This window comes from Ruminiclostridium cellobioparum subsp. termitidis CT1112, assembly GCF_000350485.1.
GTDB lineage: Bacteria > Bacillota > Clostridia > Acetivibrionales > DSM-1351 > Ruminiclostridium > Ruminiclostridium termitidis.
Genome location: NZ_AORV01000068.1, coordinates 46478 through 73177, shown reverse-complemented (window position 1 = coordinate 73177; position 26700 = coordinate 46478). Strand labels below are relative to the sequence as shown.

At 43.3% G+C, this 26700-nt stretch carries 34 protein-coding genes and 1 other annotated feature; of the genes, 18 read left to right on the top strand and 16 right to left on the bottom strand.

Annotation, left to right across the window (positions count from 1 at the left end; all coding sequences use genetic code 11):
- Positions 1-269: 269 nt before the first annotated feature.
- Positions 270-638 carry a GIY-YIG nuclease family protein gene (locus tag CTER_RS25180; protein WP_004630671.1) on the bottom strand — a complete coding sequence of 123 codons (369 nt, stop codon included), beginning with the start codon at positions 636-638 and terminating at the stop codon, positions 270-272.
- A gap of 1 nt (position 639) precedes the next feature.
- Complete coding sequence (locus CTER_RS25175; RefSeq protein WP_004630662.1) at positions 640-1122, bottom strand: DUF6530 family protein; 483 nt, start codon at positions 1120-1122, stop codon at positions 640-642.
- A 234-nt stretch (positions 1123-1356) separates the two neighbouring features.
- Positions 1357-1413: a sequence feature (sodium ion sensor (DUF1646 type); this cis-regulatory element may regulate processes involved in with the transportation of sodium ions), on the top strand.
- A gap of 224 nt (positions 1414-1637) precedes the next feature.
- Between CTER_RS25175 and CTER_RS25170 the strand changes: the two genes are divergently transcribed.
- A complete protein-coding gene (locus CTER_RS25170) occupies positions 1638-2690 on the top strand; it encodes an SLC13 family permease (protein ID WP_004630609.1) in 1053 nt (350 codons plus the stop codon).
- A gap of 89 nt (positions 2691-2779) precedes the next feature.
- Here CTER_RS25170 and CTER_RS25165 read toward each other — a convergent pair whose 3' ends face one another.
- The gene (locus tag CTER_RS25165; RefSeq protein ID WP_004630663.1) at positions 2780-3475 is read right to left on the bottom strand and encodes a cyclic nucleotide-binding domain-containing protein; all 696 of its coding nucleotides are present in this window, start codon (positions 3473-3475) and stop codon (positions 2780-2782) included.
- 183 nt (positions 3476-3658) lie between these two features.
- Between CTER_RS25165 and CTER_RS25160 the strand changes: the two genes are divergently transcribed.
- Together CTER_RS25160 and CTER_RS25155 are read left to right on the top strand one after the other, a co-directional pair.
- Positions 3659-4081, top strand: a complete 423-nt coding sequence (locus tag CTER_RS25160; protein ID WP_004630602.1) for a DMT family transporter — start codon at positions 3659-3661, stop codon at positions 4079-4081.
- Between the two features lie 15 nt (positions 4082-4096).
- Positions 4097-4549 carry a DMT family transporter gene (locus tag CTER_RS25155; RefSeq protein WP_004630608.1) on the top strand — a complete coding sequence of 151 codons (453 nt, stop codon included), beginning with the start codon at positions 4097-4099 and terminating at the stop codon, positions 4547-4549.
- On the opposite strand, the gene CTER_RS28990 is transcribed toward CTER_RS25155, so the two are convergent.
- Positions 4542-4697 (bottom strand): (2Fe-2S)-binding protein, encoded by a 156-nt coding sequence (locus tag CTER_RS28990; protein ID WP_278245955.1) that lies wholly within the window; start codon positions 4695-4697, stop codon positions 4542-4544. The genes CTER_RS25155 and CTER_RS28990 overlap by 8 nt on opposite strands.
- A 139-nt stretch (positions 4698-4836) precedes the next feature.
- Between CTER_RS28990 and CTER_RS25150 the strand changes: the two genes are divergently transcribed.
- Positions 4837-5205 (top strand): HsmA family protein, encoded by a 369-nt coding sequence (locus CTER_RS25150; RefSeq protein ID WP_004630545.1) that lies wholly within the window; start codon positions 4837-4839, stop codon positions 5203-5205.
- A gap of 110 nt (positions 5206-5315) precedes the next feature.
- On the opposite strand, the gene CTER_RS25145 is transcribed toward CTER_RS25150, so the two are convergent.
- The 3 genes from CTER_RS25145 to CTER_RS25135 form a co-directional block, all read right to left on the bottom strand.
- Complete coding sequence (locus CTER_RS25145; protein ID WP_004630634.1) at positions 5316-5510, bottom strand: DUF1858 domain-containing protein; 195 nt, start codon at positions 5508-5510, stop codon at positions 5316-5318.
- A gap of 144 nt (positions 5511-5654) precedes the next feature.
- A complete protein-coding gene (locus CTER_RS25140) occupies positions 5655-6305 on the bottom strand; it encodes a flavodoxin family protein (RefSeq protein ID WP_004630676.1) in 651 nt (216 codons plus the stop codon).
- A gap of 33 nt (positions 6306-6338) precedes the next feature.
- Positions 6339-6890, bottom strand: coding sequence for a nitroreductase family protein (locus CTER_RS25135; RefSeq protein WP_004630668.1), 552 nt, complete (start codon positions 6888-6890; stop codon positions 6339-6341).
- 252 nt (positions 6891-7142) lie between these two features.
- Here CTER_RS25135 and CTER_RS25130 point away from each other — a divergent pair, with 252 nt between their 5' ends.
- Positions 7143-7442 carry an ArsR/SmtB family transcription factor gene (locus tag CTER_RS25130; RefSeq protein WP_004630600.1) on the top strand — a complete coding sequence of 100 codons (300 nt, stop codon included), beginning with the start codon at positions 7143-7145 and terminating at the stop codon, positions 7440-7442.
- Positions 7443-7584: 142 nt separating this feature from the next.
- On the opposite strand, the gene CTER_RS25125 is transcribed toward CTER_RS25130, so the two are convergent.
- Complete coding sequence (locus CTER_RS25125; RefSeq protein ID WP_004630615.1) at positions 7585-8190, bottom strand: TetR/AcrR family transcriptional regulator; 606 nt, start codon at positions 8188-8190, stop codon at positions 7585-7587.
- Positions 8191-8404: 214 nt separating this feature from the next.
- On the opposite strand from CTER_RS25125, the gene CTER_RS25120 reads away from it, so the two are divergent.
- Together CTER_RS25120 and CTER_RS25115 are read left to right on the top strand one after the other, a co-directional pair.
- Positions 8405-9109 carry an ABC transporter ATP-binding protein gene (locus tag CTER_RS25120; RefSeq protein ID WP_004630603.1) on the top strand — a complete coding sequence of 235 codons (705 nt, stop codon included), beginning with the start codon at positions 8405-8407 and terminating at the stop codon, positions 9107-9109.
- Entirely contained in the window at positions 9109-11382 is a 2274-nt protein-coding gene (locus CTER_RS25115) for an ABC transporter permease (protein ID WP_004630612.1), read from the top strand. Before CTER_RS25120 ends, CTER_RS25115 begins: the two co-directional genes overlap by 1 nt.
- A 2-nt stretch (positions 11383-11384) precedes the next feature.
- Here CTER_RS25115 and CTER_RS25110 read toward each other — a convergent pair whose 3' ends face one another.
- The 8 genes from CTER_RS25110 to CTER_RS25075 all read right to left on the bottom strand — a co-directional run bounded on the left by CTER_RS25110 (position 11385) and on the right by CTER_RS25075 (position 18508).
- A complete protein-coding gene (locus CTER_RS25110; RefSeq protein WP_004630556.1) occupies positions 11385-12380 on the bottom strand; it encodes an HAAS signaling domain-containing protein in 996 nt (331 codons plus the stop codon).
- A complete protein-coding gene (locus CTER_RS25105) occupies positions 12377-12721 on the bottom strand; it encodes a PadR family transcriptional regulator (RefSeq protein WP_004630536.1) in 345 nt (114 codons plus the stop codon). Before CTER_RS25105 ends, CTER_RS25110 begins: the two co-directional genes overlap by 4 nt.
- Positions 12722-12930: 209 nt before the next feature.
- A complete protein-coding gene (locus tag CTER_RS27250) occupies positions 12931-13665 on the bottom strand; it encodes a hypothetical protein (protein WP_004630594.1) in 735 nt (244 codons plus the stop codon).
- 79 nt (positions 13666-13744) lie between these two features.
- The gene (locus tag CTER_RS25095) at positions 13745-14455 is read right to left on the bottom strand and encodes a DUF4367 domain-containing protein (RefSeq protein WP_040762107.1); all 711 of its coding nucleotides are present in this window, start codon (positions 14453-14455) and stop codon (positions 13745-13747) included.
- Positions 14448-15008, bottom strand: coding sequence for a sigma-70 family RNA polymerase sigma factor (locus CTER_RS25090; protein WP_004630569.1), 561 nt, complete (start codon positions 15006-15008; stop codon positions 14448-14450). The genes CTER_RS25095 and CTER_RS25090 overlap by 8 nt, the downstream gene beginning before the upstream one ends.
- A 163-nt stretch (positions 15009-15171) precedes the next feature.
- Complete coding sequence (locus CTER_RS25085) at positions 15172-15699, bottom strand: hypothetical protein (protein WP_004630629.1); 528 nt, start codon at positions 15697-15699, stop codon at positions 15172-15174.
- A gap of 136 nt (positions 15700-15835) precedes the next feature.
- Positions 15836-17314 (bottom strand): amino acid permease, encoded by a 1479-nt coding sequence (locus CTER_RS25080; RefSeq protein ID WP_004630579.1) that lies wholly within the window; start codon positions 17312-17314, stop codon positions 15836-15838.
- 105 nt (positions 17315-17419) lie between these two features.
- Positions 17420-18508 carry a GIY-YIG nuclease family protein gene (locus tag CTER_RS25075; RefSeq protein ID WP_004630626.1) on the bottom strand — a complete coding sequence of 363 codons (1089 nt, stop codon included), beginning with the start codon at positions 18506-18508 and terminating at the stop codon, positions 17420-17422.
- 225 nt (positions 18509-18733) lie between these two features.
- Between CTER_RS25075 and CTER_RS25070 the strand changes: the two genes are divergently transcribed.
- The 11 genes from CTER_RS25070 (at position 18734) to CTER_RS25020 (ending at position 26649) form a co-directional block, all read left to right on the top strand.
- Positions 18734-19363, top strand: coding sequence for a GntR family transcriptional regulator (locus CTER_RS25070; RefSeq protein ID WP_004630658.1), 630 nt, complete (start codon positions 18734-18736; stop codon positions 19361-19363).
- Between the two features lie 432 nt (positions 19364-19795).
- Positions 19796-20917: an ABC transporter ATP-binding protein gene (locus tag CTER_RS25065; RefSeq protein WP_004630656.1), complete on the top strand. Its 1122-nt coding sequence runs from the start codon at positions 19796-19798 to the stop codon at positions 20915-20917.
- Entirely contained in the window at positions 20914-21561 is a 648-nt protein-coding gene (locus tag CTER_RS25060; RefSeq protein ID WP_004630622.1) for an ABC transporter permease, read from the top strand. The genes CTER_RS25065 and CTER_RS25060 overlap by 4 nt, the downstream gene beginning before the upstream one ends.
- A gap of 2 nt (positions 21562-21563) precedes the next feature.
- Positions 21564-22160 (top strand): ABC transporter permease, encoded by a 597-nt coding sequence (locus tag CTER_RS25055; protein WP_004630584.1) that lies wholly within the window; start codon positions 21564-21566, stop codon positions 22158-22160.
- Positions 22161-23039, top strand: coding sequence for a glycine betaine ABC transporter substrate-binding protein (locus CTER_RS25050; RefSeq protein WP_004630573.1), 879 nt, complete (start codon positions 22161-22163; stop codon positions 23037-23039).
- A gap of 247 nt (positions 23040-23286) precedes the next feature.
- Positions 23287-23490: a DUF1657 domain-containing protein gene (locus CTER_RS25045; protein WP_004630640.1), complete on the top strand. Its 204-nt coding sequence runs from the start codon at positions 23287-23289 to the stop codon at positions 23488-23490.
- A 33-nt stretch (positions 23491-23523) separates the two neighbouring features.
- Complete coding sequence (locus CTER_RS25040; RefSeq protein WP_004630645.1) at positions 23524-24384, top strand: DUF421 domain-containing protein; 861 nt, start codon at positions 23524-23526, stop codon at positions 24382-24384.
- Between the two features lie 105 nt (positions 24385-24489).
- Positions 24490-24969 carry a stage V sporulation protein AC gene (spoVAC, locus tag CTER_RS25035; protein WP_004630568.1) on the top strand — a complete coding sequence of 160 codons (480 nt, stop codon included), beginning with the start codon at positions 24490-24492 and terminating at the stop codon, positions 24967-24969.
- The gene (gene spoVAD, locus CTER_RS25030) at positions 24970-25974 is read left to right on the top strand and encodes a stage V sporulation protein AD (protein WP_004630537.1); all 1005 of its coding nucleotides are present in this window, start codon (positions 24970-24972) and stop codon (positions 25972-25974) included.
- A gap of 32 nt (positions 25975-26006) precedes the next feature.
- A complete protein-coding gene (gene spoVAE, locus CTER_RS25025) occupies positions 26007-26360 on the top strand; it encodes a stage V sporulation protein AE (RefSeq protein WP_004630613.1) in 354 nt (117 codons plus the stop codon).
- Positions 26361-26442: 82 nt separating this feature from the next.
- The gene (locus CTER_RS25020; RefSeq protein ID WP_004630586.1) at positions 26443-26649 is read left to right on the top strand and encodes a DUF1657 domain-containing protein; all 207 of its coding nucleotides are present in this window, start codon (positions 26443-26445) and stop codon (positions 26647-26649) included.
- Positions 26650-26700 lie beyond the last annotated feature (51 nt).

The window sequence follows — 26700 nt, the reverse complement described above, 5'->3', positions numbered from 1 at the left end:
TAAATTCCTTATATCCAGATCTGTTGCTGTCACTTCAATCGAGGTTCCCACATCGGTGGTGATAACCTGTCTGCCGCTGGTATCAAGCTTTAAGGTTCGTACTGTTGTCCCGTCAAAACCGTATTGCAACGATTTCAGGTTATCTGGAGTGTCCTGGAATACTGGTATTCCCGCCAAAAAAATCAACTCCTTTACAGTTTTATGTTAACATAATATGCCAAAGTCAATATCAGGGTGACAAAATCTGCAAGGAGTCGGCCTGTCTGAAATCAGGTGATCCGTTTCTTATAAAACTCCATATTCCGGCCTGCCAGCTTTTCCTCCCATATCATTTGCAGCAGGGTCAGTTCCTCGGAATAGTCGCTTTTTTCTTCATCTTTTTCATCATATTGCAGCTGTTCCAATATTTCAATTTCGAAGCTGCCTGCACCGAATTCATTCCATTCCTTTTGCAGCTCCTTATTGGGATGCCTGCCTCCGTCCAGCCTCACATATGCGCCGTTCATTACGCCTCTGAGATCCGGTGTGGATTGTATATAACACTTGTTGTTCACCTTTGACCGTATGATAAATACGCCCATCGGATGCTTCGCCTGCATGTATTGCTGCTGAAGCTCTTTTTTTCTGGCCTTTTCCATATTAATAGCCCATCTCCTTTAAAATTCTTGAAAGGGAACGCAGCCGTTCACCAATCATCTCATCATCATCACTCAAAGCCTGACTGAACAGCTTGATATCCTCGTCAATCCTTTCATTTTCAGTACAAACAGACACCGTCATGGCATCTCCCTGCATGCCCACCCTGTCAACTAGCGGCTTTTCCGGATCATAGAGCTTTGGATATCTATAGGAGTCCTCCCTGAAGTAAAGTTTGGTCCTTGCTACCAGAATTGCCAGGTCCAGAACACGGTGCAAAGGAAGTTCCTCCGATTGTCTGGACCATTTTTCCCCGGTATATCTCCATACCTTTGCTGAAATATCAACCTTTCCCCGGTCATTCCATTGAGCCAGACCAAGCGAAAGGCCTTTTGCATCGGTTTTATAGGCATATCTTCCATCCACATTTTCATAGTTTTCAGACACTATTACAGGCTTATGTTTTAAAGTTGTAGGTATTTTCATAACAGCTCCCATTCCAAGGGTTAATCATTTCATTCGAAACCTTAACCCTTACCATAATATTTTATTTCTCTGCTCAATCCTCTTACTAGTTTAGTAATTTAGTAAATTACTATCTATATAATAAATCATTTGTTCTTTTTAGTCAACAGATTGAAAATATAACCAAAAACTATTCTGCTTGAACCATACCATTTATGATGTTATAATAAAAACAATTTGATACTGTTGGTTTTCGGTTGGGCAAAATATTTTTGCTTTCAAGATGACTAAAGGCTTCTGGGGTGGGAAGTCCGTTTTATAACGGGCTTCCCACCTTTTTTTATTGAAGAAATCTGAATATAGGAGGTGTAATTATGGACAATATGAAGAGATACTTATTTTTTATTTTAGGATACCTGGCAATTGCATTAATAATAATTTTCGTAGTTGCAAAGGTTATGAAATAGAAGTTCTTGTTATGCAATAAGCATATACACAAATGAACTGTTTAGAAATACTTTTCGGAGGTCGGTTGATTGATTACAGGATTAATTATAGTATTGGCACTTATTTTAGTACTGCCCTTTGCTTTTCGGAAGATTGAGCATAACCTTGAATATTTTCTTCTGGTTATGGGGCTATCGGCAGCAATTATATCAGGATCACTATCATTGGAACTGGCAGAACATATATTTATGAATTATCTTTTATATTTCATAACTGCTGCCGTACTCATAGCAGGCTTGATATTCAGGATCTCAGTAAAAAAAATAAAGGAATTCGTAATTTTTGCGACAACCAAAATACCTTTACCACTGTTCATTTTTTTATTGATACTTGTTTTAGGTTTATTATCAAGCTTTATTACTGCTATAATTGCCGCATTGATTCTGGTGGAAATTGTTCATGCCCTGCCTGTGAAACATGGCCGTAAAGTACTTCTGACCATTGTAGCCTGTTTTTCAATAGGCCTGGGCGCTGCCTTAACCCCCATAGGCGAACCTCTGTCAACAATTGTGGTCTCGGCATTAAAGGCCGATTTCTTCTACCTTGCCCGGAATATAGGAATATATGTGATACCCGGAGTAATAGCCCTGGCACTTTTGGGAGCTTTTATTGCCGGACGGAAAGAAGCGGCTGCCGGAGTCAGTGAAGAAGATGTAAACCTGGATATTGAAGAGGAGATTTTAGTTCAGGCTGAGAGTCTTAAAGCTGTTTTTGTCCGGGCCCTTAAAATATTTCTCTTCGTAATTGCACTAGAGCTGCTGGGTTCAGGTTTTAAGCCTCTTATAAACACTTATATCATACAGCTTGACAGCCGTATTCTATACTGGATCAATATGTCTTCGGCCGTCCTGGATAACGCCACCCTGGCTGCGGCAGAAATAAGTCCGGCCATGAGCCTCAAACAGATACAGTCAATCCTGATGGGACTTCTTTTAAGCGGCGGCATGCTGATACCCGGAAACATTCCAAACATCATTTCAGCAGGCAAGCTTGGCATAAAGAGCAGAGAATGGGCTAAAACAGGACTTCCCATTGGATTATCCCTGCTGGTCATCTATTTCGGGATAATCTTTCTGATATAAACTCCGAAGATCAACACATAAAGGCTTTGGATCAGCAGACCAAAGCCTTGTGATAAACAGCAGTCCGATATCATACTCCTGTTTTCCTCTCAATTATACAGATCGGCGGCAAGCCTCTTTACCTCAGCTGGATTGGTTATTTCATACCCACTGGCCAGCTTTCTGATAACCCCTTTGCCGCAAAGGCTGTTAAGAGCCCTGTGCAAATGCCTGTAGCTGGTCCCAAGGAGCTCGGACAGCTCGGACAGGTTTTCATTAAAGGTTAACAGCCTTGAACCGCTTCTGCCTGAAACCTCGCTTGCCGCCAGGATGTAGCTTGCCAATCTGTTTTCAAGGGAATAAAGTAAATTTATGGCACTGTTTTTTGCACACCTGTTAAGCTTTTGCCCCAGAGAGCTGCAAATAAACCTCAGAAATTTGGAATCGTTCAAAAGGTGGATTGTCACATTTTCCCTGGATATGCCAATGCAGTAGCTGTCTTCAATTGCCTGGACATTGGTGGTGGCGGTTATGCCTTCAAAAATTTCTATATCCCCAAGCACCCTTGATTCGGGATAAAAACACAGCAGCAGGGACTTTCCGTTGCTGACTGTAGTAAAAACCTTGGCCTTTCCCTCTACTATAAAAAGCAGATATTCAATGGGCTCCCCCTCCTTGAACATATATTCATTTTTTCTATAGAAAAGAAGCTCCATGTGAGATTTCATATCTTTGGTAAAAACCTCATCAATATGATATTTGTTTATATACCTGTCAATCAAAAGCTTATCGGATATCTTTCTCATAATCCTTCATCCTTTTAAAAACAAAAATATTAAAATTTACATATTTACTATGACATATGTCATACCGATATTCAACCTGGGCATGTTAAATTTAGTATGTATTTAAATCAAATGCGGTGATGGATTTGTCACATTTGCAATCCGTCGTCAAATAGAATAAGCCCTGGAGGTTCAGAAGTTAAAATGTATAATTCGGTCTCTTTATTTATCGGTGTACTGATTTCAGTGATGATAATGATTAACGGAACCCTGTCGGCTGCTTCGGGCAACTATGCTGCGGTGGTTATCATTCATCTGGTGGGGCTGCTTGGAATAATTACTGCAATGCTGCCTGGGAAGGCTTTCCGTTTTAAACTGAAAGGGATACCGTTATATTTATATAGCGCGGGAACCATTGGAATATTTACGGTTTTATTCAACAATATGGGCTACGCGGCCCTCGGGGTCTCTTTGCCGCTGGCCCTGGGCTTGTTCGGTCAGCTGTTGGCCTCTCTTGTAATAGACCATTTAGGATTGTTCCAGATGAAAAAAATAAGGTTTGAGAAAAAGAAATTCATGGGTTTGGCAATAATTTTTGCAGGCATCCTTGTTATGGCATTTTTATAAATCGGAGGTACATCAATGTTTTATATGGTCATTTCGGTCCTGGCAGGCGTGTCCATTGTGGTGGCAAGAATTATCAATGCTGCCCTGGCTTCAAGGATCGGCACTTTACAAAGTACTTTTTTCAATTACATTACGGGCCTGACCTTTTCATTTGTGTTCCTGCTCATCAGCAGGGAGGCTGTAAACTTACAGCCGGCCAAATTCGGGGCAATACCCGTATGGGCCTGTACCGGAGGACTATTAGGAGTTATAGTGATTATTTTGTCAAATTTCACCACTCCGAGAGTCCCCGCCTTTTATTTAACCCTGCTGATCTTTATCGGCCAGCTGTTTGCCGGTATATTAATAGATTATTTTATCAGCGGCGATATTTCGGCCGGCAAGATCATTGGAGGAATTTTAGTGCTGGCCGGCTTAACCTACAATCTGCTGTTGGATAGAAAGAGGGAGAGTGAGATGGTCACTTAGTATCTTCCGAAAATTCTGCTTCCAACAGTTCCAATATTTTCACGGTACAGCGCTTTCCGCCGCAGGGGCCGCTTCCCGCTCCTGTGGCCGCCTGTACCTCCCCCAGGGTTTTTGATCCATCTTTCCCCTCCGCATGGTTGACCGGAATGCCAACAAATGAAATAATGCCAATATCAGTTACCGATAGTTTTGTTTATATTACACATATTATTCAATATGAGAATTGAATACAATACCTGTTTAAATTTAACCCGTTGCAGTAAAAATATTAATCCTGGGAGGAACTCATGCTGCTATATGCTGTAATTGCCATCAATCTTGCGCTGGTTTTTTATTCAATCGGCGTGTGGAGTGAAAAACTCCAGGGAACTCTGAAAAAATGGCATCTTGTAATATTCTGGACAGGACTGGCCTTTGACACCCTGGGGACAAGCCTTATGAGTGAATTGGCCCAGGGCGGCTTCAAATTTAATTTTCACGGAATAACCGGACTTCTGGCTATAATTTTGATGCTGGTGCACGCCATGTGGGCAACCTATGTTCTGATCAGAAATGACGAACGGGCAAAGTCAAGCTTTCACAAATTCAGTATATTCGTCTGGGTCATATGGCTGATACCTTTTATATCAGGTGCCATACTTGGAATGGCAGGCTGATCCGGCAGTATCGGCTGACAGGAAACAGAAAAATAAAAAACCGGATCCAGCTATTAAATATCCGGTCCGGTTCCCTATTTTTGAAAAAATTACTTTGTTGTTTTTTGTTGTTATTGCTTTGCAGCGGCATTTAATTCCTTCATCAATTCTTCCACATTAATACCGTGTGCAAGAGCTCCCTGTTCTATATTTTCAAATCGTGCAGCCATGCATCCAAAGCAGTGCATGCCGTGATTTAATAATACGTCGGCAGTTTCGGGGTATTTTTCTACTATGTCGGTTATTGACCAGTCCTTTGTTATCATTTCTTCACCTCCTTCACAGGCTTGCTATAATAAATATTAGTTTTAACAATATAAAGGATATTATATCTCTAAACATTTTTTCTAAAATTAGATACCCACAGAAAGCATTGCCCAATCACAAATTTATTATTTAATTTTTAAAATTTATGATTGATGTCCACCGGTGAATTTAAGACCCATTTCAAATGCCTTTTTGCAATCCTCTGGGAAAACCTCCTGTCTTCTCTTTGCCTTTGCCGCCTGGTCCATCCCGGAGGTTTCATATTTTGAGTAATCCTCAAACTGGTAAGTGTCAGTAACATAAAGTGTTTCACATTGGCCCAAAATCCTGTTTAATGCATTTTCTGCCACTTTCAGATGTGATTCGTAAAGTAATTTTAAACGTTCTTCGTCAACATTCATCGTATATATCAGCCCTGCAGGAACTTTCTTCCTGCGCAGACTTGTATACCCTTTATCATACTGCATGTACTGGAACATCAATCTTTCAAGGAAGGACCTGAACATGCCGGTAGTTGAACCGTAATAAATAGGGGAACCAAGAAAGACGGCATCCGCTTCCTCTATTTTAGTCAGGATGGGCTTTAAATCATCCTCCAGCGCACAGCTGCCAAAGCTTTTGCCTTCCTTCAACTTACAGGCAAAACAGCTGATGCACCCCTTGTAATTGTAATCATAAAGATTTATGAGCTCAGTCTCCGCTCCTCCGGCTTTTGCGCCATCAAGGGCATTTTTAAGTATAGTAGCAGTATTCCAGCTTTTTCTGGGGCTTCCGTTGATAGCTATTACTTTCATAAAAAACTCCTTTACTCTTTATTTATATATAACTTATATATAATTTACGACATCCGGATTTCTTTTGGGAGCCGGCTGAACCCGTTTATTAGCCTTATAGCCAAAAGACACGCCGTAATACGGTTCATAGCCCTGGGGTATGCCAAGTTTCGCCACCTCATCCCCATTGGCAAAATAAAACCTCATCAGACCAAGCCAAACCGAACCGATATCCATACTTTCAGCTGCAATCAGCATATTTTCAATGGCTGCGGCACAATCTACCCTCCATGCCATTGCATCCTGCCTTGCAGATACTATGACAAGAGTAGGAGCATCGTAAGTTACTTTAAAATCAGGCTTTGATCCCATCTTTTTAATCCAGTCGGAGTCGGATTTACACATTTCTTCTCTGACATAGCTGTTTATCCTGTCAAGAAGTTCGGTATTCTGAATAACTGTAAAATGCCAAGGCTGCTGGTTATGTGCCGTTGGGGCATATATTCCCGCCTCGATTATTTTCTCCAAGCTTTCCTGACTGATTTGCTCAGGTTTATATTTTCTTACACTTCTCCTGCTCTTTATAATTTCCAGGACATCCCTCATAATAGCTTCTCCTTGCTTTGTATTTTGCATAATTTATATAAACATGGTTTACAATCGGCCGGTAAATAACTATACTTTATAAAAGTACATAATTTAGACCGGCATGTTAAAAATATATGATATACATTGTTCGATAGTTCAATAATCATTGAACTATTCCAATATATCATATTGTATGTTATAATTCAATAGAATTATGTATAAAATCGACAAATCGGCTGCCCGAGACAGCGTTCGAAGGGAGGTAGAATATTGAGAGAATTATTTCACCCAAATATAGATCAGATATGCTTATCAACTGTTTTAAATGCTTTAGGAGATCCAATACGCCTTCAGATAATTAAAAATCTAGCACACAAAAATGAAACCACCTGCGGCTACTGCAATATTGATCTTCCAAAATCCGCCCTGTCACACCATTTTAAAGTTCTCAGGGAATCAGGGCTTATCAATGTACGGATAGAAGGTAAACAGAGGTTTCTGTCAATAAGATATACCGAACTGGAACAAAAGTTTCCGGGGCTGCTGGACTCGGTAATAAAAAGCATGTAGCACAATATTCTGCATATTGTGCTAGCACCGGGCAACCGCCGCATTCCCCAAGACGTGTTATGCTTTGGGCCGCAACAGCGTCCAGCAAAACAGTTATGATATTCATTCACTTCCCTATCCGCCATAAGGCCGGTAAAGGAGGTTAATTGTCCATCATTATTACTATGGCCCGGATAATTTCCTGTTTCATAATCCCGTAGTTCATTAACTCATGTTTATGGTAAACAATTTCATGACAAAAATTTTCTATCAGCCCCATTGCTATGTGAACTTTTTCCTGGGCATTGGTGGGCGTGATGCTGCGCTGTGCCATGAGCTCCACGATAGTTCCGGTCGTTGTCATCTCAAATTCATAGAAGTATTCCCTGACATCCTTATCGGTATGGGACATGGCCAGCATTTCCTCATGGGCTTCCTTTGACAGGGTATGGGAATTCACAAAAATATCAATTAACTGATCAAGTGTAGCCGTCAGGTCAAGAGGTTCCTTTAATTCCTGGAGGTTCTTATAAAGCTGGCCGGTCATTCCCTCGGCATAAAATCTCACTGCCGCAATAAAAATATCTTTTTTGTCCTGGAAATAATTATATACGATTCCAGTTGAAACCCCTGCCTCCTTTGCAATCTCAGCGGTATTTGTATTATAATAACCCTTCTCACAAAAAAGCTTAAAGCCGGCTTCTACGATCTTTTTCTTTTTTTCAATGGAACGCTTTTGTTTTGGTTCCCTGATATCGGAACTGCCCATGCTTATCTTTCATCTCCGTTTCATCAAATCATACACTTAATTATATTTTATAAAAATCTGTTATGCAACTTTTAAACCTGAAATAAATTTCATATTTTATTGACTTGCAAATCCTAAAATAATATACTAAATATGAAATATATTTCAGGTTTATTTAAATATTAATTAAAATACATATTTTATTACATTTGCTGATTAGCTTTTAGGGGGTATTATGAATTCACTTGTTCAATTTAAAAATGTTGTTAAAGAATATGACATGGGCTCAAAGAAACTGCTTGCCGCAGATAATGTGACCTTTTCCATCAATGAAGGGGAGTTTGTTGTAATACTTGGACCCAGCGGGGCGGGTAAATCGACTGTGTTGAATCTTTTGGGAGGAATGGATTTTGCCACCTCGGGAGAAATAATTATCAACGGCCGGAACATTGCCGGATTTGACGAAAAGCAGTTAACAAACTACCGTGCCGAAAATGTGGGCTTCGTATTTCAGTTTTACAACCTCATACCTACTTTGACAGCACTTGAAAATGTATCACTTATAAGACATGTGGTAAAATCGCCGCTGGACGCCTTAGAGGTTTTAACCTCCGTTGGGCTGGAGGAACACCTGAGAAAATTTCCGACACAGCTTTCGGGCGGCGAGCAGCAGAGAGTGTCCATAGCCAGAGCCGTCTGCAAAAACCCTACCATGCTGCTGTGCGACGAACCCACCGGTGCCCTGGACAGCGAAACAGGCATCGTCATATTGTCACTGCTGCAGAAGATGAGCCGGGAGCGGAACAAAACCGTTATCATAGTGACGCATAATGCGGCTCTGGCCCAGGCAGCAGACAGGGTGATCCGGCTGAAAAACGGCAAAGTGAGGGATATTACGGTAAACGAAGCTCCCCTTGCTGTAAGTGAGGTGAACTGGTGATGCTGATCAAAAAAATGCTAAGAGACATGAAGCACAACAAGACCCAGTTTATCTCCATATTCCTGATGGCCTTTCTCGGAGTTTTCATTTACGCCGGTGTAGGCGGAGAATGGTATGGTTTGCAGCAAACCTCCAACAAATATTATCAGGACACCAATCTTGCAAATGTATGGATTTACGGTAATAATTTTTCAGAGGAGGACGTTGAAGCCGTCTCAAAGGTGGACGGAGTATCACAGGTACAGAGGCGGCTGTCTCTGGAAGCCGTGGCCGTTCTTGACAACAGTCCCTCCGTAACGCTGCACTTTATTGAAAAAAATAACATATCAAAAGCCTATAGAGTCACCGGCGAGGATTTCTCGGCCCAAAAGGACGGAATATGGCTGGACGACCAGTTTGCAGGAGCCAGACACCTGAAGACAGGTGATACTGTTACTGTTACGGCTTTTGGCGTAAAGCTTGAGAAAAAAATCCTGGGGACGGTACTCAGCCCGGAATATGTATATTCCACAGGAGGCAATGACATTGTCCCCAACCACGCAAACTACGGTTTTGCATATATGCCGGTCTCAACCTTTCCGAAACAAATGAAAATGGTCTATACCGAACTTCTGATCACCACCGGTAAAACTCCCGATGCTTCGCTGGAGGACAGAATAAACTCCGCTCTCAACGGACATTACAGTGTATATCTGGACAGGGACAACTTCGGGAGCTATTCCATGTTCTATAATGAAATACAGCAGCACAAGGCAATGGGTTCGGTATTTCCGGTAGTGTTCCTCGCAATAGCCCTCCTCACCATCCTGACAACCATGACCAGAATGGTAAATAACCAGAGGACACAGATAGGTACCCTGAAAGCTCTCGGTTTCCAAAAGAGGACTATTCTCTTGCACTATATTTCCTATGGCTTCTGGCTTTCCCTTGCAGGGGCGGTAACAGGTGCCATAGTGGGGCCTCTGACCCTTCCCAGGCTTTTTTACAGTACGATGCAGATCACTTATACCCTTCCCGAATGGAAGCCCTCCATGTCTCCCCTGTTTTTTACAATGGCCCTGGTCACAGTACTGCTCTGCACCCTGGCAACTTATTGGGCCTGCCGCAGCAATTTAAGAGATACCCCTTCCCAGACGCTCAGGCCCAAAGCACCTAAGGCCATGAAGCAGGGAGCTTATGAAAATACTGCCTTCTGGGCCGGACTGGGCTTTAATGCCCAGTGGAATCTCAGAGATATCCTCAGAAGCAAGCTCCGCTCAATAATGGCTGTGGTTGGCGTCCTGGGCTGCACCGCCCTCCTGGTATGCGCCTTCGGCCTGCAGGATACCCTGTCTGACGTCGTTCAGTGGCAGTACAGCGACCTGTACCGCTTTTCCACCAAGCTCTCCCTCTCAGAGGGCGTATCCGAAGGCACTGCGGCCTCCGTCCTGAAGGAAACCGACGGTCAGGCGCTTATGGAAGGAGCAGTTGAAGTAAAGGCAAACGGTATAAAGAAGTCCGGGGAAATTATGGTGACAGACCGGGTTTCCCTTATCAAATACACCGACGCCGGACGGAAATTTATGGAATTGCCTTCAGACAGGATATCAATAAGTTATAAAATGTCGGAGCTGCTGGGAGTAAAAGCAGGAGACAGGGTATCCTGGCACATTTACGGTCAGGAAAAATGGGTCACCGGTGAAATAGGAGCGGTTTACCGTTCTCCAGTATCCCAGGGAATCACTCTGACCAGAGAGCTGTTCGAGAAATCGGGGTTTGCTTTTATTCCCACTGCCGTAATAACAGGCCTGAATGTGGGCACCCTTCCGGAGGGTGTCGAAAGCAAATGGTCAAAGAGCGATCTGACCGAAAGCTATGAAACTATGGCAAAAGCCATGAATATCATGGTGTATATTCTCATCACCGGAGCAGTTTTATTGGCCGTGGTAGTGCTTTACAACCTGGGGGTCCTGTCTTTTACAGAGAGGTTGAGAGAGCTTGCCACACTGAAAGTCATCGGCTTTCAGTCCAAAAAGATCCGTCACCTGCTTTTGACCCAGAATATCTGGCTTACGGTAACAGGTATTGTTCCGGGTATTTTCCTGGGAAAATGGCTTATACTCCTAATGCTTTCATTTATGGGCGACAGCTTCGACATGATGTGCATAATAACCGGATTTAATATTATTACAAGTACAATAATTACATTTGTACTCTCTGTATTGGTCAGCTTTATGTTTTCCGGAAAAATAAAGCGGATTGATATGGTCAGCTCACTTAAGGGTGTTGAATAACCTTACTTTTTACATTTATTAAATACTGATACGCTGTGCCAGATGGTTATACCCGCAAATATGACAACTGTAATAATCATCGTTGCCCAGAACCAGTTGTGTATTACCTGCGAAACCGGCATCTTCATCATATCCGCAATTTTACTGAAGAAATCCCGGTTAAACAGCTGCCTGTCATTAAACATCACAATTACCAGGAAGCTGCCTGCAATACCTTGAACCGTCTCAGCCACAGCCAGCGGAACAGTCCATCTTCTCTGAACGAACTTCCAGACCGCCACACACAACTGTACCAGAGCCAGCAGTAAAACCGCGGGAATATAGATATGGAGCCTGTCTGTGTTGAACAGCGGGATAGCTTCCGTTTTAGCCGGGTCATTGATGTATACCGCAATCAGCTGGGGCTTTAAATACAGCAAGGCTGTAAAAAGTATGGTAAAGAACATTGCTACAATAATTTCACCCCTGGATATTACAGCTTTTTTTGAGACCGGAGCGGTTGGCAGCTCATCAAGCGACCACTTCTTTTTGGCAAAGGGCAGTTCGTTTTGGCTGACTCCGCTTCTCTCCATTATTGCAAACACGACAGTAACCCATAAAGCGGCCTGCAAACCTCCTGAGAGAGCTGCCTCAATCGAATCGGTAAATAATTTCTTCCATAACTCCACCTGGTCAAAGTCAATCGTTCCCTTAAATACCCAGTCCAGTACCGTAATCCACAGAACTACAGCCACCACAATACTCACAACGGTCTTGAGCACTGAAAAATAGCTGTCGTAAAGTGCAGGGCCAATCAGGTATCTTTTGGTGGGATTGTATTCCTGTGCCAGCTTTGCAGGATTCCCCAACCTTTCCAGAACCTCTCTTATCTCACTCTCGGCTGCATTTTCGGGCAGCATATCTTCGATATTGGACCTGAGTTCCTCTGCAACATCGTAGCGTATATCTTCCGGCAGCTTTTCGGTAACAGCCAATATATACCTTTCTATAAGACTCATAACTCATCCTCCTTTAACAAAACCTCAAGCTGTTGAGACAAAGTTCTCCACTCTTTTTTTAATTTTTCATAAATTTCTTTTCCCATATCACTTATCACATAAAATTTTCTGGGACGGCTTTCGCTTGTATCCCATTGGCTTGACAAAAGATTTTGTTTCTCCAGCCTCCTCAGCAGGGGGTAAAGAGTACCTGCTTCAACAGGGGTATTCTTTTCCTCAAGCTTCTGGGCCAGAGAATAACCGTATTCGGGGTTATTGAGCTGGCTTAAGACCGATAGCACCAGCGTACCTCTTTTCAGTTCTATGATAAGCGAGTTTATCAATTCATCCATACTTTCCATGTGATCACCTCACTATCAGTATACTGTACGTCATACACTATTGTCAATATCATAATATTATTTTTTTTGATATGATGTGTTATATATTCTATTAAAATATTTTAACTCAAATACTCATATACACTGGTAAAAAATAAGGGGGCAGCTGATTTCCCAGCTGCCCCCTTATTTTTTATATATGATATCCCACAATATCCCATAACAACTGCCTATCTGGCTGCCTGTTTTCTTTTTTGGAGTAATATTGCTGTTCCGCCCAGAACTACCGCCACTGCCGCAGAACCAAGTGTTACGATAAGTGCAGTGTTTGTTTCGGCCGGTTCATTTAATGCACCGGCTGTTGTTGTATACAGTTCCGCTTCATTCGGTGCAGCGGCATTCTTATATGCCACAGCGTCACCGGCTGCGTCCCGGGCCGCCTCATTTTTTACCTCGCTGCCAACATTCCCTGCCGCATAAGGCTCGGTGCTCATTCCGGAGGCGCCTGCCGAATTTCCCTGTACTGCCTGGTCGGGTGCAGCCTGGGGCATTTCCATTGCAGCTATCAGCTGTCCCTCTGCAACCTTTACCCCGTCCCTGCCGAATATGCCATAGAGGTATTCAGCATTGTCTTTGTTCATAGGCATTATGCCTATTTCCACATAACCCTCGAAAGGAGCGGTGTAGGTTACGGTTATCCCTTTTTGCTCTATTTCCTTTATGTGCTCTTTAAATAAGTAGGTATCTATTTCTTTCTGCTTTTTCAATATGTCCTCACTTATGATTACAGGACTGGATACCGGCTGATCCGGATCGACCGAAATCATGGTCGTTCCCACGCTGCCTCCTCCATCCGCAGCTCCTGGCTGACCTCCAGCCTTTACTGCCGCATTTGCGGCTGCCGTTGAAAATAAGGATAAACACATACTTAATACAAATACCTTTGCAAATTTTGATTTTATCATAACTATCCCCCCGTAATTTATACAATTTTGAATTTAACATTATGCTTTAGTCCAAGTGTCCGACTATTTCTAATCCTCTCTATCTCATAGACTTCGCCAGGTTTACTGCCGCTTCTTCACTGATTTGTCCCGTTATCGAATAATGGCATTCATTCCTGAACCAATGAAGCTCTGTGCGCTGCTGTTCCGTTGGCCCCTCGGTTTTAATTTTCTCAGCTTTTATATATCCCGGAATACCATTTATATCAACAGTTTTAAAACCCGGGTAGTCATTCCTTGTCTTTATTTTTTCCTCTGTGACCAGAAACGAAGCATTACCGGATGAGTATTTAAATACTACCCTATCCGCTTTTTGGTCTGTTTCCACCCCAGCTATGGAGTTAAGCACAAAACCCTCCGGGGTATATCCGGATATCAGCAGGTTGTCTCCAAAAGCTTTCCTGGCCTCTTCGGCCGATTCATACCTGACCTGTTCCCCTGCCTGGGCCGATTTTAAAACGTCCCCCGCGTTAACCTGGGGCTGTTTCTCCTCCCCCGGTGCGGCTTCCATCACAAAAGATACTTCCGAACTTCTTTCCGGCACCGTGCTGCTGCTCCAGGGGAACCGGCCCATAGCTGCCATTGTTGCTATAAGGAGGACAACACAGGCTGCCGGAGCCAAAACACCGATAACTGTCTTATAACTTTTTCTTTTGCATCTCTTGAGAGTTTTCTCCTTAAGTTCCGGAGTCATGACAATATCCTTCATGATCCGGTCTGAAATACTTCTAAAGTCCTTAATATCATCCACCTGACACAATACCTCCTCCCAATTTGCCTTTTAAGATTTCCCGTCCTCTGTGAAGCCGGCTTCTAACGGTCCCCTCTGCTATTTTTAAGATTTTACTTATCTCTGCCGTATCAAAATCATGATAATAATAAAGTAGAATTACCTCCTTATAGTTTTTGGGAAGGGAGGTTACCTCAGCAAACAGACGTCTGTTTTCATCTTCCTTGATAATTTTGCCTTCTACGTCGGACAAACCATTTTGTGCTCCTATTTTGTCAGTCAGCAAAACTCTTTTAATCCAGGAACTCCTCAATATATCCTTGCAGACATTGATTGTAATTCTTATAATCCAGGTTTTTTCACTGCTGTCGCCCCTGAAGCTGCCGTATTTTTTGTAAATCTTGCAGAATACCTCTTGAAAGGCGTCCTCAGCCTTTTGCAAGTCCTTCAGATACATGTACGAAGTTCTGAGTACATCGTTTCCGAAGCTGTTCATCAATCTTTCGATTTCCGCATCAATATCCGGTTTACCCTGATCCATGCCATTGTCCTTTGGTACCGAAAGGAAATACATGTGCTGCCTCCTTCCTTGGTAGCTTTCACTTATTAGACGCACCATACCTTTTGTCCGCTCCGGATACCGGAATATTTTTTAAGGAAAAATACCTGCCGGACAAAAAAGACCCGGTCATAACTTTTGAATTATGCACGGGTCTTATACAAAAAACAGTATATTTTTACTTTTCTATGGGTTCCAGTGGTTTGTTCTGCAATATTTTTTCAACTTCCTCGAAGCCTTCGGGAAACGCATAGTTATATCTGGCCGGAAGAGCAAATACATATTTTGAGTTTCGTCCAAGCTCGGTAGGCCCTATAGGTGCGGCTCCAATGTGGAATTCACCCTTCTGCAGCGCTTCCCACTGTTTGACAGTCAATACCATTATGGGAATATCCTGACGGGGATTTTCAGCGGTCCACAGAGGGTGGCGTATGCTTATCACAGGACCGGTTTCAAGCTTTTCAGATTCTGCTTCGGCCGATCTGCCCTCCCATGTGCCATTAATGATTTTGTAGTTCTCCCAGCTGGCCGGCAAAGTAAATTTAAACCCATAATCTTTATTTTCATAAACTATATTTTTTTCGGTACTATTGGCACTATTCTGCATTACATCTGCATCAGGGGACATAACCGCATTATTTGCGCAGCCCGTAAAAGCAAACAAAATCAGAACCGTTAATATCATGAGATCGGCAAGCTTTTTCATAGTTACACCTCTTCAACCCTTCATAATTCATCAGCTAAAGCTTAATGCGTTGTGCTGGTTAATTTATTTTACAATGTACCAGGGAATAATTCGTTACAGTATAGTAATCTTTTGTGCAGAAACTTTTTCCAGAAACTTATTCCCTGTCACCTTTATTCTCATCCTCCCCGTCATGCTCATTTTGCTTCTTCCTTTTTATATCTTCGGTCAATTCCTTGGAAAATTCGGCAGATAGGCGTGTTTTGAGCTTTTCCCCTTCATGGGCTTCAATAAACAGCCCGTTTCGGCGCCGGACAAAAACTATTTTTACAGATATATATATCAGAACATAGGATACAATCATTATAATGCCTGCTATCAGTCCGGAGGCCTGCCCCGGGATTAACGGCATACTGAAAATAATGACTATGAGACTTATGAGTGCGATCCACGAAGTCGCAGGATATCCCGGCATCTGACACTTGCCGTCCGGCGGGCAGCCCTGCCTTTTCCGCAGCCTTATATGCGTTGCCATGATAACTGCATAGGTAAACAGAAGAGCAAAACCGCCCGAACTCACAAGAAACAAATACACTCTGGGAAGCAGCATACCTATCCCCAGCCCGGCAAGCATGGCAAAGCCTGAAAACAGGATTCCGCGGTAGGGGACTTCTCTTCCATCCTTAAGCCAGCCGGGCGCATGCCCCTCCTTTGCCAGGGAACGCATCATCCGCCCCAGGCCGAACATTGCAGCCAGCATTGTAGAGAGTATTGCCGTTATCAAAACAAAATTGATGGCGGTTCCGGCCCAGCCCATCCCCCACCTGTTCAGCGCCGCCACCATGGGGCTGACATTCTCATTCAGTGCTGCCGTGGGTACAAGAGGGAGCAGCACTGCAACTGAAACAATATAAAATACAACCAGACTTATTACTGTATAGCTGATTGCTTTTGGAACTGTTTTTCTTGGATTGTCGGCCTCAGAGGCGGCCAGACCGATGATTTCAAAGCCTGCATACGAAAATATCACTATCAGCATGCTTCCGGCTATTCCCCGTATTCCGCCCGGCATCAACGGCTCCCTGGTTATTTCTCCCGCTCCGATGGAGGTTGTCCCGGGAATCAGGCCTGCAATCAATAATACTGCAAGGAGTATAAATGCCGCTATTGCAAAAATTTTTACGGCTGCAAGTCCGCTTTCCAATTTGCTGAGCTTATCGGCTCCCAGCAGATTAAGCAGTGTGACCCCAATTATTATGCTGCTGCCAAGAATTGAAATAGATACATTTGGCACCCATTCGCGAATGAGAATTGATACTGCTGTGGCCTCGCTGGACATGGCAAGCACCATCCCCGTCCAATACACCCATCCCACCGTAAAGCCGGCGGCCGGGCCGAAAGCCTGGGCAGCAAAGGTCCTGAAGGAACCTGAATCAGGGTTGGCCACAGTCAGCTCGGAAAAAGCAAACAATATGATATAGACCAAAGCCCCGCCCAAAATATAAGATATGATAATAGACGGCCCTGCGGCTTCAATTGCCACAGATGAACCAAGAAAAAAAGAACCTCCTATAACCGTTCCCAGCGCCATCATAGTGAGATGCAGGGGTGACAGCCCTTTTTTCGTCTTTTCCATAATTTTTCTCCGTTTTCACCGCAAAGGCGGTATTGAAATAATAGTATAAAAATATTATTCCTAAAATCATGAAAAAGATTCTAGTGGTCTGCAGCATCTAAAACGTCACCGGCTGTTGTGATGTTCCATTATCATTCCTGAAATCCTTCCATAATTGAGAGTCTCAATCCTGGATGCCGGAATGTTGGCTCTGATGATACCGTTGCTGTTTTTCTTCAGATATGTATAAATTATATGGGCTTCATCGATTTCTTCCTGGCTCAAGGTGCTCTCAAGCCCCCTGTGATTCCTAAAGCAAGCTGCCGAGAGTTTTTGCAGTTTTTCCTCCAGTACCGCAGTACTGCAATCCGCCAGGAGGATTACCTCTTTCTGCAGCAGCCGGTTTCCTTTGATGAAAAACAGTTTAACAGCATTATCCCCATATTTCTCGGCAGCGATAATGTTTCTCCCATATGCCGAGATCTTTATTATCTTTTGTTTGTACAATACGTGTCTGATGCCTTTCAACTGCTCTCTGCAGGCTGCGGCTTTTTCAAACTCAAGCCTTTCTGCAGCAGTCAGCATTTTTGATTTCAAGAGTCTTACCGGCTCCTGGTCCTTTCCCTGAAGCAGGCTGACAATTTTCCCGATCTGTTGGGCGTACTGTTCCTGTACATCCTTTCCGGTACAGGGGCCGGAGCAGGTTCCAAGCTGCAGGTTAAGGCAGCCTGACGGAGTGTTTCTGACCGACCTGCCGTTGCATTTCCGTATTCCGAAGTGGTCCTTTAAAAAAAGCACTGCATTTTCAACTGAGCTCTGACTGGTAAAGGGTCCAAAATACAATGCTCCGTCCCCTTTCTTCCCGGTCACGATTTCGGGAATGGGATATGCTTTGCTTATGTCAAGCTTTATGTATTTATAATTCAGATAGTTCTTTAACAGTTTGTTATAGGGAGGCCTCAGCTCCTTGATGGTTTTGCACTCCAGAAGAAAGGCCTCAAGCTCGGTGTCAACGGTAATGTACTCAAAATTATCTATCTGCTGGATCATCTCTGCTATTCTCTGTGAATGGCTTTTACTGTTCTGAAAATATTGAGAAACCCTGGCTTTAAGATTCTTTGCCTTGCCCACGTAAATTACCATGCCCTGTGAATTTTTCAGCAGGTAGATACCCGGTTGTTTCGGAAGTGTTTTTACAGCTTCTTTCAGCTCCATAATTTTTCCTTGTAAAAATCAGATTTTGAACCTTAACAGCTTTATTATATCATACTGAATAACTGTATTTGATACTGTTAATCAAACATGCTATAATCAATTTACCAAAGTCAATTACGGTTTAAAGTCTTCGCCTTCCAGGCGAATTAAGCTTTCAGCCGACAGTAATTGACTTCAGGAAAAAACAATTTTTAAAAAGTATACTTTGAGCTTAAGGAGCTTAATATGATAGGCACAGAACAATTTACCATTCCCCGGTATTTAAAAATAGCGGTCGATATTTCGGCCCGCATAGCGTCAGGTGATATACAGCAGGGAGAGAAGCTGAAAGGCAGGTCTGTTTTATCGACCGAATACAATGTGTCGCCTGAAACCATAAGAAGAGCCATGTCCATACTGTCCGACAAAAAAGTTGTTGAAATAGCTCTAGGCAGCGGTATAGTGGTGTCCTCCAAAGAAAATGCCATACAATTCCTGAAAAATTTCAAGGATGATGAAAGTGTTGCGGAACTGAGAATGAAATTGTCTCAGATGCTTGACAGGCGCAGGTCCATGGATGAGGAAATCTCCTCCCTTACAAAACAAATCATAGACCTGTACAAATACAAGCGGTCAGATTTGATAACCCCTGTAGAAATCCCGCTTCCAAGCAGCTCTCCCGTTATCGGCAAAAGTATCGGTGCACTGGAAGTCTGGCATAATACCGGAGCGACCATAATAGGCGTTATCCAGGAAAAAAGCATTATCATATCACCCGGTCCCTATTATGAATTTGTTCAAAGCGATAAGATTCTGATAGTTGGCGATGAAAATGTAATAGAACGATTTAATGCCTTTATAAATGGGATCAACTGAGAAGATTTAAATAATCAAACAGTTAAAACATCCCATTATTTCCGGGCTGCTTTTTACAGGCAATGCAGGCGCTCCAACGGCTTCCGGCGTTGTCTTTTTTATTTTACCTTTTTATAAAACTTGACAGATGGCCTGCATTAGAATAAAATAGCGAGTGACAACTTAATTATATTGATAAGTTGTCTGTAACAAATTTACAATCAAATATTCTTTATAAGGTATCATCACTTAAAATAACGCGGATAAAAACTAATTTAATATTCACTTTTTACTTAATGATTTAACCCGCAAGATTTAAACCGGAAAACTTAAATTGGAACAGGTTTTATGATCAAAGCAACAACCTCCAACTTTCATTTGAATTGTCGGGTATATTGTTTGTATATTATGTATAGTAATAATGTTTATAACTTTGTCAAAAGGAGGACCTTTATGGTTAATTTAATAAATATATTAAAAAAATACAGCAATAATACAGTAGTAAATTCCATAAACCTTGAAATACAGGATGGGCAATTTGTCGTTCTCATCGGCACATCGGGGTGCGGTAAAACCACTACCTTAAAAATGATCAACAGGCTTATAGAACCCACATCGGGTCAGATATTTGTAAACGGCAGCAACATAGAAGAAATGAATCCGGTGGAGCTAAGAAGGAATATAGGTTATGTAATTCAACAAATCGGCCTGTTTCCCAATATGACCATCCTTGATAATGTGGAAGTCGTACCCAAACTGCTTAAGTGGCCGAAGGAAAAAAGCCGCAAGCGGGCACTTGAATTAATGGAGATGGTCGATCTCAAGCCCGAAATTTATGCCGGCAAATACCCCTCCCAGCTGTCGGGCGGGCAGCAGCAAAGGATCGGTGTACTCCGGGCACTTGCTGCCGAACCCTCCCTGATTTTAATGGATGAGCCATTTGGCGCACTTGACCCCATCACAAGGGACAGCTTGCAGGATGAAGTAAAAAAGCTTCATAAAACCCTTAATAAAACTTTTGTTTTTGTAACCCATGATATGTCGGAAGCGGTAAAAATGGCTGATGTGATAGTCTTTATGGACAAGGGGAATATCGTTCAGGTGGCTCCCCCCGAAGAGATTCTGAAAAATCCCGCAAACGACTTTGTCAGGAGCTTTATCGGAATGCACAATGTACCGGAAAACAGTGAAATGACAGTAATGGAAATCATGAAAACCAATCCTGTCACTGTCACTAAAAACAAGCGCACCCTGGAATGTGTCTCCCTGATGAACAGCAAGGGTATCGACAGTCTGATTGTAACCGACCAAAACGGGATTTACGAAGGTGTTCTGACAGCAGAAGCCATCGTCAAGTGCGGAAAAGCTGGAGACACGGTGGAAAGACTGGTAGATGCCGGTGTCGGTACGGTTTTATATTCCGACAGTGCCAAAGACGCCTTTGATACACTTCTGGGCACCAAATCGGGTTATCTTGTTGTAGTTGATAATTCCAACAAAGTAATAGGCATTGTCACACGTTCCGGAATGATAAAATCCATGGCCCGGGCTTTATGGGGAGGCGATGGCAGATGAGTTTTGCAGAATACCTCAGGCAGAATGGCAGTGATGTATTGGAGGCACTGAAAATACACGTACAACTGTCCTCTCTGTCCATCCTTATAGCTGTTTTAATTGCAATACCAACAGGTATTATTCTCACAAGGCATGACAGAGCAGCAAAGGCAGTACTCGCAGTCGCCGGCATCATTCAGACCATTCCGGGCCTTGTAATGCTGGGTATGGGACTCATGTTATTCGGGCTGGGGAGCAAGCCGGCGGTCATTGTTCTGGTGGCCTATGCCATACTCCCTATTATTCAGAATACTTATACCGGAATCAAGGAGATCGACATTCTGTATATAGAAGCGGCACGGGGCATAGGCATGTCACAAAGCCAGATCCTTTTCAAGGTCGAGATACCTCTGGGCCTGCCTGCCATAGTAGCCGGAATCCGGCTTTCGGTTGTATATATCATCAGTTGGGCCACACTGGCCGCACTTATCGGTGCAGGAGGTCTTGGAGATCTCATCTGGACCGGTCTGTCCAGTTATGACACAAATATGATACTTGCAGGAGCAATCCCGGCATCAATTTTATCAATCATAGCAGGCCTTGTCATAGATCTGATCCACAGGGCGGTAACTCCAAAGCCTATGAGAATAAAGGGGGATGCTTAGTTATGTCGGATTTATTTACTGCCATACTTGAACACTTGTTTATCACAGCGGCAGGAGTTGCACTGGCCACAGCAGCCGGACTGCTTATTGGCATATTCATTTCCAAAAAAACCGGAATAGCAAACCTGGTTTTAACTGTGGCCGATATCATTCAGACCATACCGACACTTGCCCTGCTTGCACTGCTGATGGTTATTTTCGGATTGGGAAATACAACGGTGATCATAGGACTATGCCTGTATTCCCTTTTACCTGTTATAAGAAATACATTTACAGGCATTACCGGCATCTCGCCCTCAATAAGAGAAGCTTCCAGAGGCATGGGCATGTCCCAGCTTCAGTCCCTGGTAATGGTTGAAATTCCGCTGGCCATACCAATGATTCTCTCAGGTATCCGGATAGCTTTTGTAACTGCACTGGGTACAGCCGTCATAGGAGTGCTGATCGGTTCTGGAGGGCTGGGATACATTATATACAGCGGAATCCAGTCTCAGGACTGGAGCATGATAATCAAGGGCACAATACCCGTAGTTCTATTATCGCTGCTTGCGCAATTTTTATTTAATAAATTTCAAAGGGTAAAAAAAGGAGGTAACTAAATGTATAAGAGGTTAATAGCACTTGCAACTGCCATAGTCCTGGCAGCAGCCGTATTTACGGGCTGCGGCTCGGGTAAAAAGGTGGTCATAGGCTCAAAGGACTTTACCGAAAATAAGATTCTCGCTGAAATAATGGCCCAGCTTATTGAGAGCAATACCGATATCAAGGTGGAAAGAAAGATCAATATGGGAGGTACCTTTGTTTGCTTCGAGGCCATGAAAAAAGGTCAGATAGATATTTATCCCGAATATACGGGTACGGGGCTGACAGCTCAGCTTAAGCTTCCTGTGGAAACGGATTCCGATAAGGTTTATGACACTGTAAGCACTGAATTTTCAAAGCAGTTTCATATAAAATGGCTCAAACCCGTGGGTTTCAACAATACTTACGCATTAGCCGTCCCCCAGGAGCTGGCCGAGAAAAATCAAATTGAATCCATCAGTGATCTTAAGAATATCTCCGGGGATTTGGTTTTTGGTGCCGAACATGAATTCTTTAACCGCGAAGACGGCTTTGACGGACTTGTTAAAATCTATGACCTGACTTTTAAGAGTACGGCAAAAATGGATGTTTCTCTGAAATACCAGGCTGTCGGCCAGGGAAAAATGGACGTGACAGATGCCTTCACCACCGACGGTCAGCTAAAAGCCTTGAATTTAAAGGTTCTGAAGGACGATAAAAACTTTTTCCCTCCGTACTATGCAGCACCCATAGTCAGAGAAGACATTCTTGAAAGTTATCCCCAACTGGAGGAAGTTTTAAACAAACTTGCCGGCAGAATTGATGATGATACAATGCAAAGTCTGAATTATAAAGTGGACAATGAAAAACAGTCCATTGAAAAAGTTGCCAAAGACTTTCTAAGTCAATTACAATAGGCTGAAAGCGAAAGTTTCAACCGCAATTGACTTTATGATAGTGGAATCAAATGACATACAACCTAAAATCCTAAAATTGGGAAAGCCGCTCACCGCTTAATGTGGTAAGCGGTTTTTCTTTTCAATAAATTCAATAATCACCTAAATCCAAATATTACATTTACCTTTTTTTGAATTTTTAAGACTTTTTACAGAATAATAAAGGTGTTGAGGAAATAAAAAATTCTGCAGTTTGTCGGAGGAATATATGACAGTGGCATCACAGGTAAAGCAAACCCTGGCAGGAATGAAAGGAGTTCAGGGCACACTGAGGGTTTATTCGGCCCAAACCCGGGACGAAGAATCCAGGAAAGCCTTTAACGAGGCTCTCACGGTCACCAAGGAGGTAATAATTGATTTGGAGGACAGAATCCGTGAACTTGAGTTTGAAGAACCCCAATATAAGAAATAACAGATTTTGAATTTACGGCTCATGGAGGTTAATATGCAGATGTGGCTTGAAATATTATTGCGAACAATATCTATGTTTATCCTGACACTTGTATTGGTAAGATTGATGGGAAAACGGAACATCTCCCGTATGACACCGTTCAATCTGATAAGCTATGTAGTAATCGCAATAATAGCCGCCTTAATCTCTGTGAATGTAATCACCAATATTGCTTTTGGTGTCATTTCACTGGCAGTTTGGGCTCTGGTGCCGGTTGTACTTGACCTGTTGTCTTTAAAGAGCAAATGGCTGCATGATTTAATTTCAGGCAGGGAAACAGTACTTATAAAACACGGCAAGATCATGGAAGACAACCTTCATCAGCTGAAGCTCACCGGTGAGGAACTGCTGAGGGAACTGCGGCATAAGGATGTCTTCAGTTTTTCCGATGTGGAATTTGCAGTTATGGAAACAACCGGTGAAATAAATGTCTTTCCCAAGTCCGACAAAAAGCCTGTAACCGCCCATGACCTTGACAGGAAGGTCTCCCCGCTGGCCGAACCTCAAACTGTTATTCTCGACGGAAATATTTTAAACGAACCTTTGGCGTCCCTTGGCTTAAACAGGGAATGGCTCAGATTGCAGCTTGAAAATACGGGAGTATCTCTTGACAATGTTTTCATCGGCCAGGTGGATTCCTTCGGCGATCTGTACCTGGATTTGTTTGACGACTCAATAGTGCTTCCCCAGCCCAGGGTGCGGGAAATGATCTACGCAAATATTGAAAAATGCCATGCAAGCCTTATGACTTTTGCCTTGGAAACAAAAAACAAGGACGCCAAATCCATGTATATACGAAATGCGAAAAAACTGCGCCAGCTGCTGGAAAAATTGGAACCGTACCTGTTGCGCTAAACAGATACGGCCAATTAACCTCCTTTATTCGCCTTATAGAGGATGAGGGAGTGAAGAGATTTCATTACAGTTTTGTGGCCGCTATTGCGGCTCATGGAGGTTAATATGTCAAACAAAAAGAGGAAGAACTTAAGTCCCGTACAACAGCAATATCAGGATTTCGCAAAAGCAAGAGAACCCAAAATACCTATATACAAAAACTGCCTGAAGGCGTTCCTGGTAGGTGGGATTATCTGTACCATAGGACAGTGCCTGAACTGGTTCTTCGTGACCTTCTTTAATTTCAATGAAAAGACTGCAGGCAATCCGACAGTAGCAGTTTTGATTTTTATATCGATTTTACTTACAGGTCTGGGAGTTTATGACCACATCTCCCAGTGGGCCGGTGCAGGAACCGCCGTTCCGGTTACAGGCTTTGCCAATACCATTGCTTCGGCTGCCATAGAACATAAAAGCGAAGGCTTTGTACTGGGCGTTGGCGGAAATATGTTTAAAATTGCAGGACCTGTAATAGTATACGGAGTATTTTCAGCCTTTGTGGTAGCTATAGTAAACGTAATTATTAAATGGTTAGGTGGAATGTAAATGCTTAAAGGACATCAAACCTGGGTTTTTGAATCAAATCCGGTCATATTGGCATCAGCTGCCGTAGGAGGTCCCTTTGAAGCCCAGGGGGCCCTGGCAAAAGACTTTGATATACTTCACGACGACCTGTGGCTTGGTCAGGAGAGCTTTGAAAAAGCAGAAAAAAAGCTCATGGAGCAGGCTTGTGAAACAGCCATAAAGAAAGCAGGATTAAAGAAAGAGGATGTCCAGTTTTTTATGGGCGGTGATTTGATAAATCAAATAATATCCAGCAGTTTTACGGCACGCACGCTGGGAATTCCTTTTCTGGGCCTTTACGGTGCATGCTCCAGTTCCATGGAGGGCCTTGCCCTGGCTTCAATGATGGTGGACAGCAAGTTTGCACTGAATGCCCTGGCAGCAACCTCCAGTCACAATGCAGCCTCTGAAAAGCAATACAGATACCCTACCGAATACGGTGCCCAAAAACCTCCATATGCACAATGGACTGTTACAGGAGCAGGTGCGGCAGTTGTCTCACAAAAAGGCAAAGGACCCCATGTAAAAGCTGCTACTATAGGCCGGGTGGTTGATATGGGCCTCTCCGACCCCTTCAATATGGGAGTAGCAATGGCACCGGCAGCAGTGGATACCATTGAGGCACATTTCAGGGATCTGGACATTGATGCCTCACATTATGATTTGATTGCCACAGGTGATCTGGGCAGGGTTGGCCATGAAATAGCGGCCGACCTTCTGAAAAAACACGGAATCCCCATTCCGGAGAAGAAGTTCACAGACTGCGGTATCCTCATATACAGGGAGGACCAGCCGGTTTTTTCAGGCGGCAGCGGCTGTGCCTGTGCCGCCACCACCACTTACGGACACTTTATGAGCCGGATGAAAAGGGGCGAACTGAAAAAAATACTGGTTGTTGCCACCGGGGCTCTGCTCTCCCCCATGTCCTACCAACAGAAGGAAACAATACCCTGTATTGCCCACGGAGTAGCCATTGAGATGCACTAGTTATACAGCCAACTATAAGGAGATTGATGAGCTTGGAAAAATTTATCTGGTCATTTATTATCGGAGGATTGATATGCGTAATAGGACAAATCCTGATGGACGGGTTTAAACTAACCCCGGCACATACAATGTGTACCCTTGTTGTATCAGGAGCCATATTGGGCGGACTTGGCTGGTATGATCCGCTTGTCAAATTTGCCGGTGCAGGAGCGACGGTTCCCATATGCAGTTTCGGCAACCAGCTTGTAAAAGGCGCACTGCAGGAAGCCGAGACTACAGGAATTATCGGGGTACTGACAGGAATTTTCGAAGTAACCAGTGCGGGTATATCCGCTGCTATCATATTCGGATTTCTGGCAGCATTAATATTCAGACCTAAAGGTTAGCTTGAACAACTTCGCTGATGGCCGTTTGTTTTCCAAACTAACCTGTGAATTTATGTCAGTCTGTTGAAGGGAGGTGATCCGTATGACTGTAGGAACTCAAATGTTAAAAGCAATAGCTACGGTAGAAAGTGCATCTGCAACAATGAAAAGTTTTGCACTGGAAACCGAGGACGAGCAAGCCAAGAAAACTTTTCAGCAGCTTGCCTGCACTTTTGACGACGCACTTCAAACCCTGAAGGGAAGAGAGGAATATATCCAACAGCAGGAACCCCAGTACAAACAGCAGTAAGATCAGAGTCTGCACTGCACCTGTAAAGACCCTGAAAGGGCTGTTGTACAA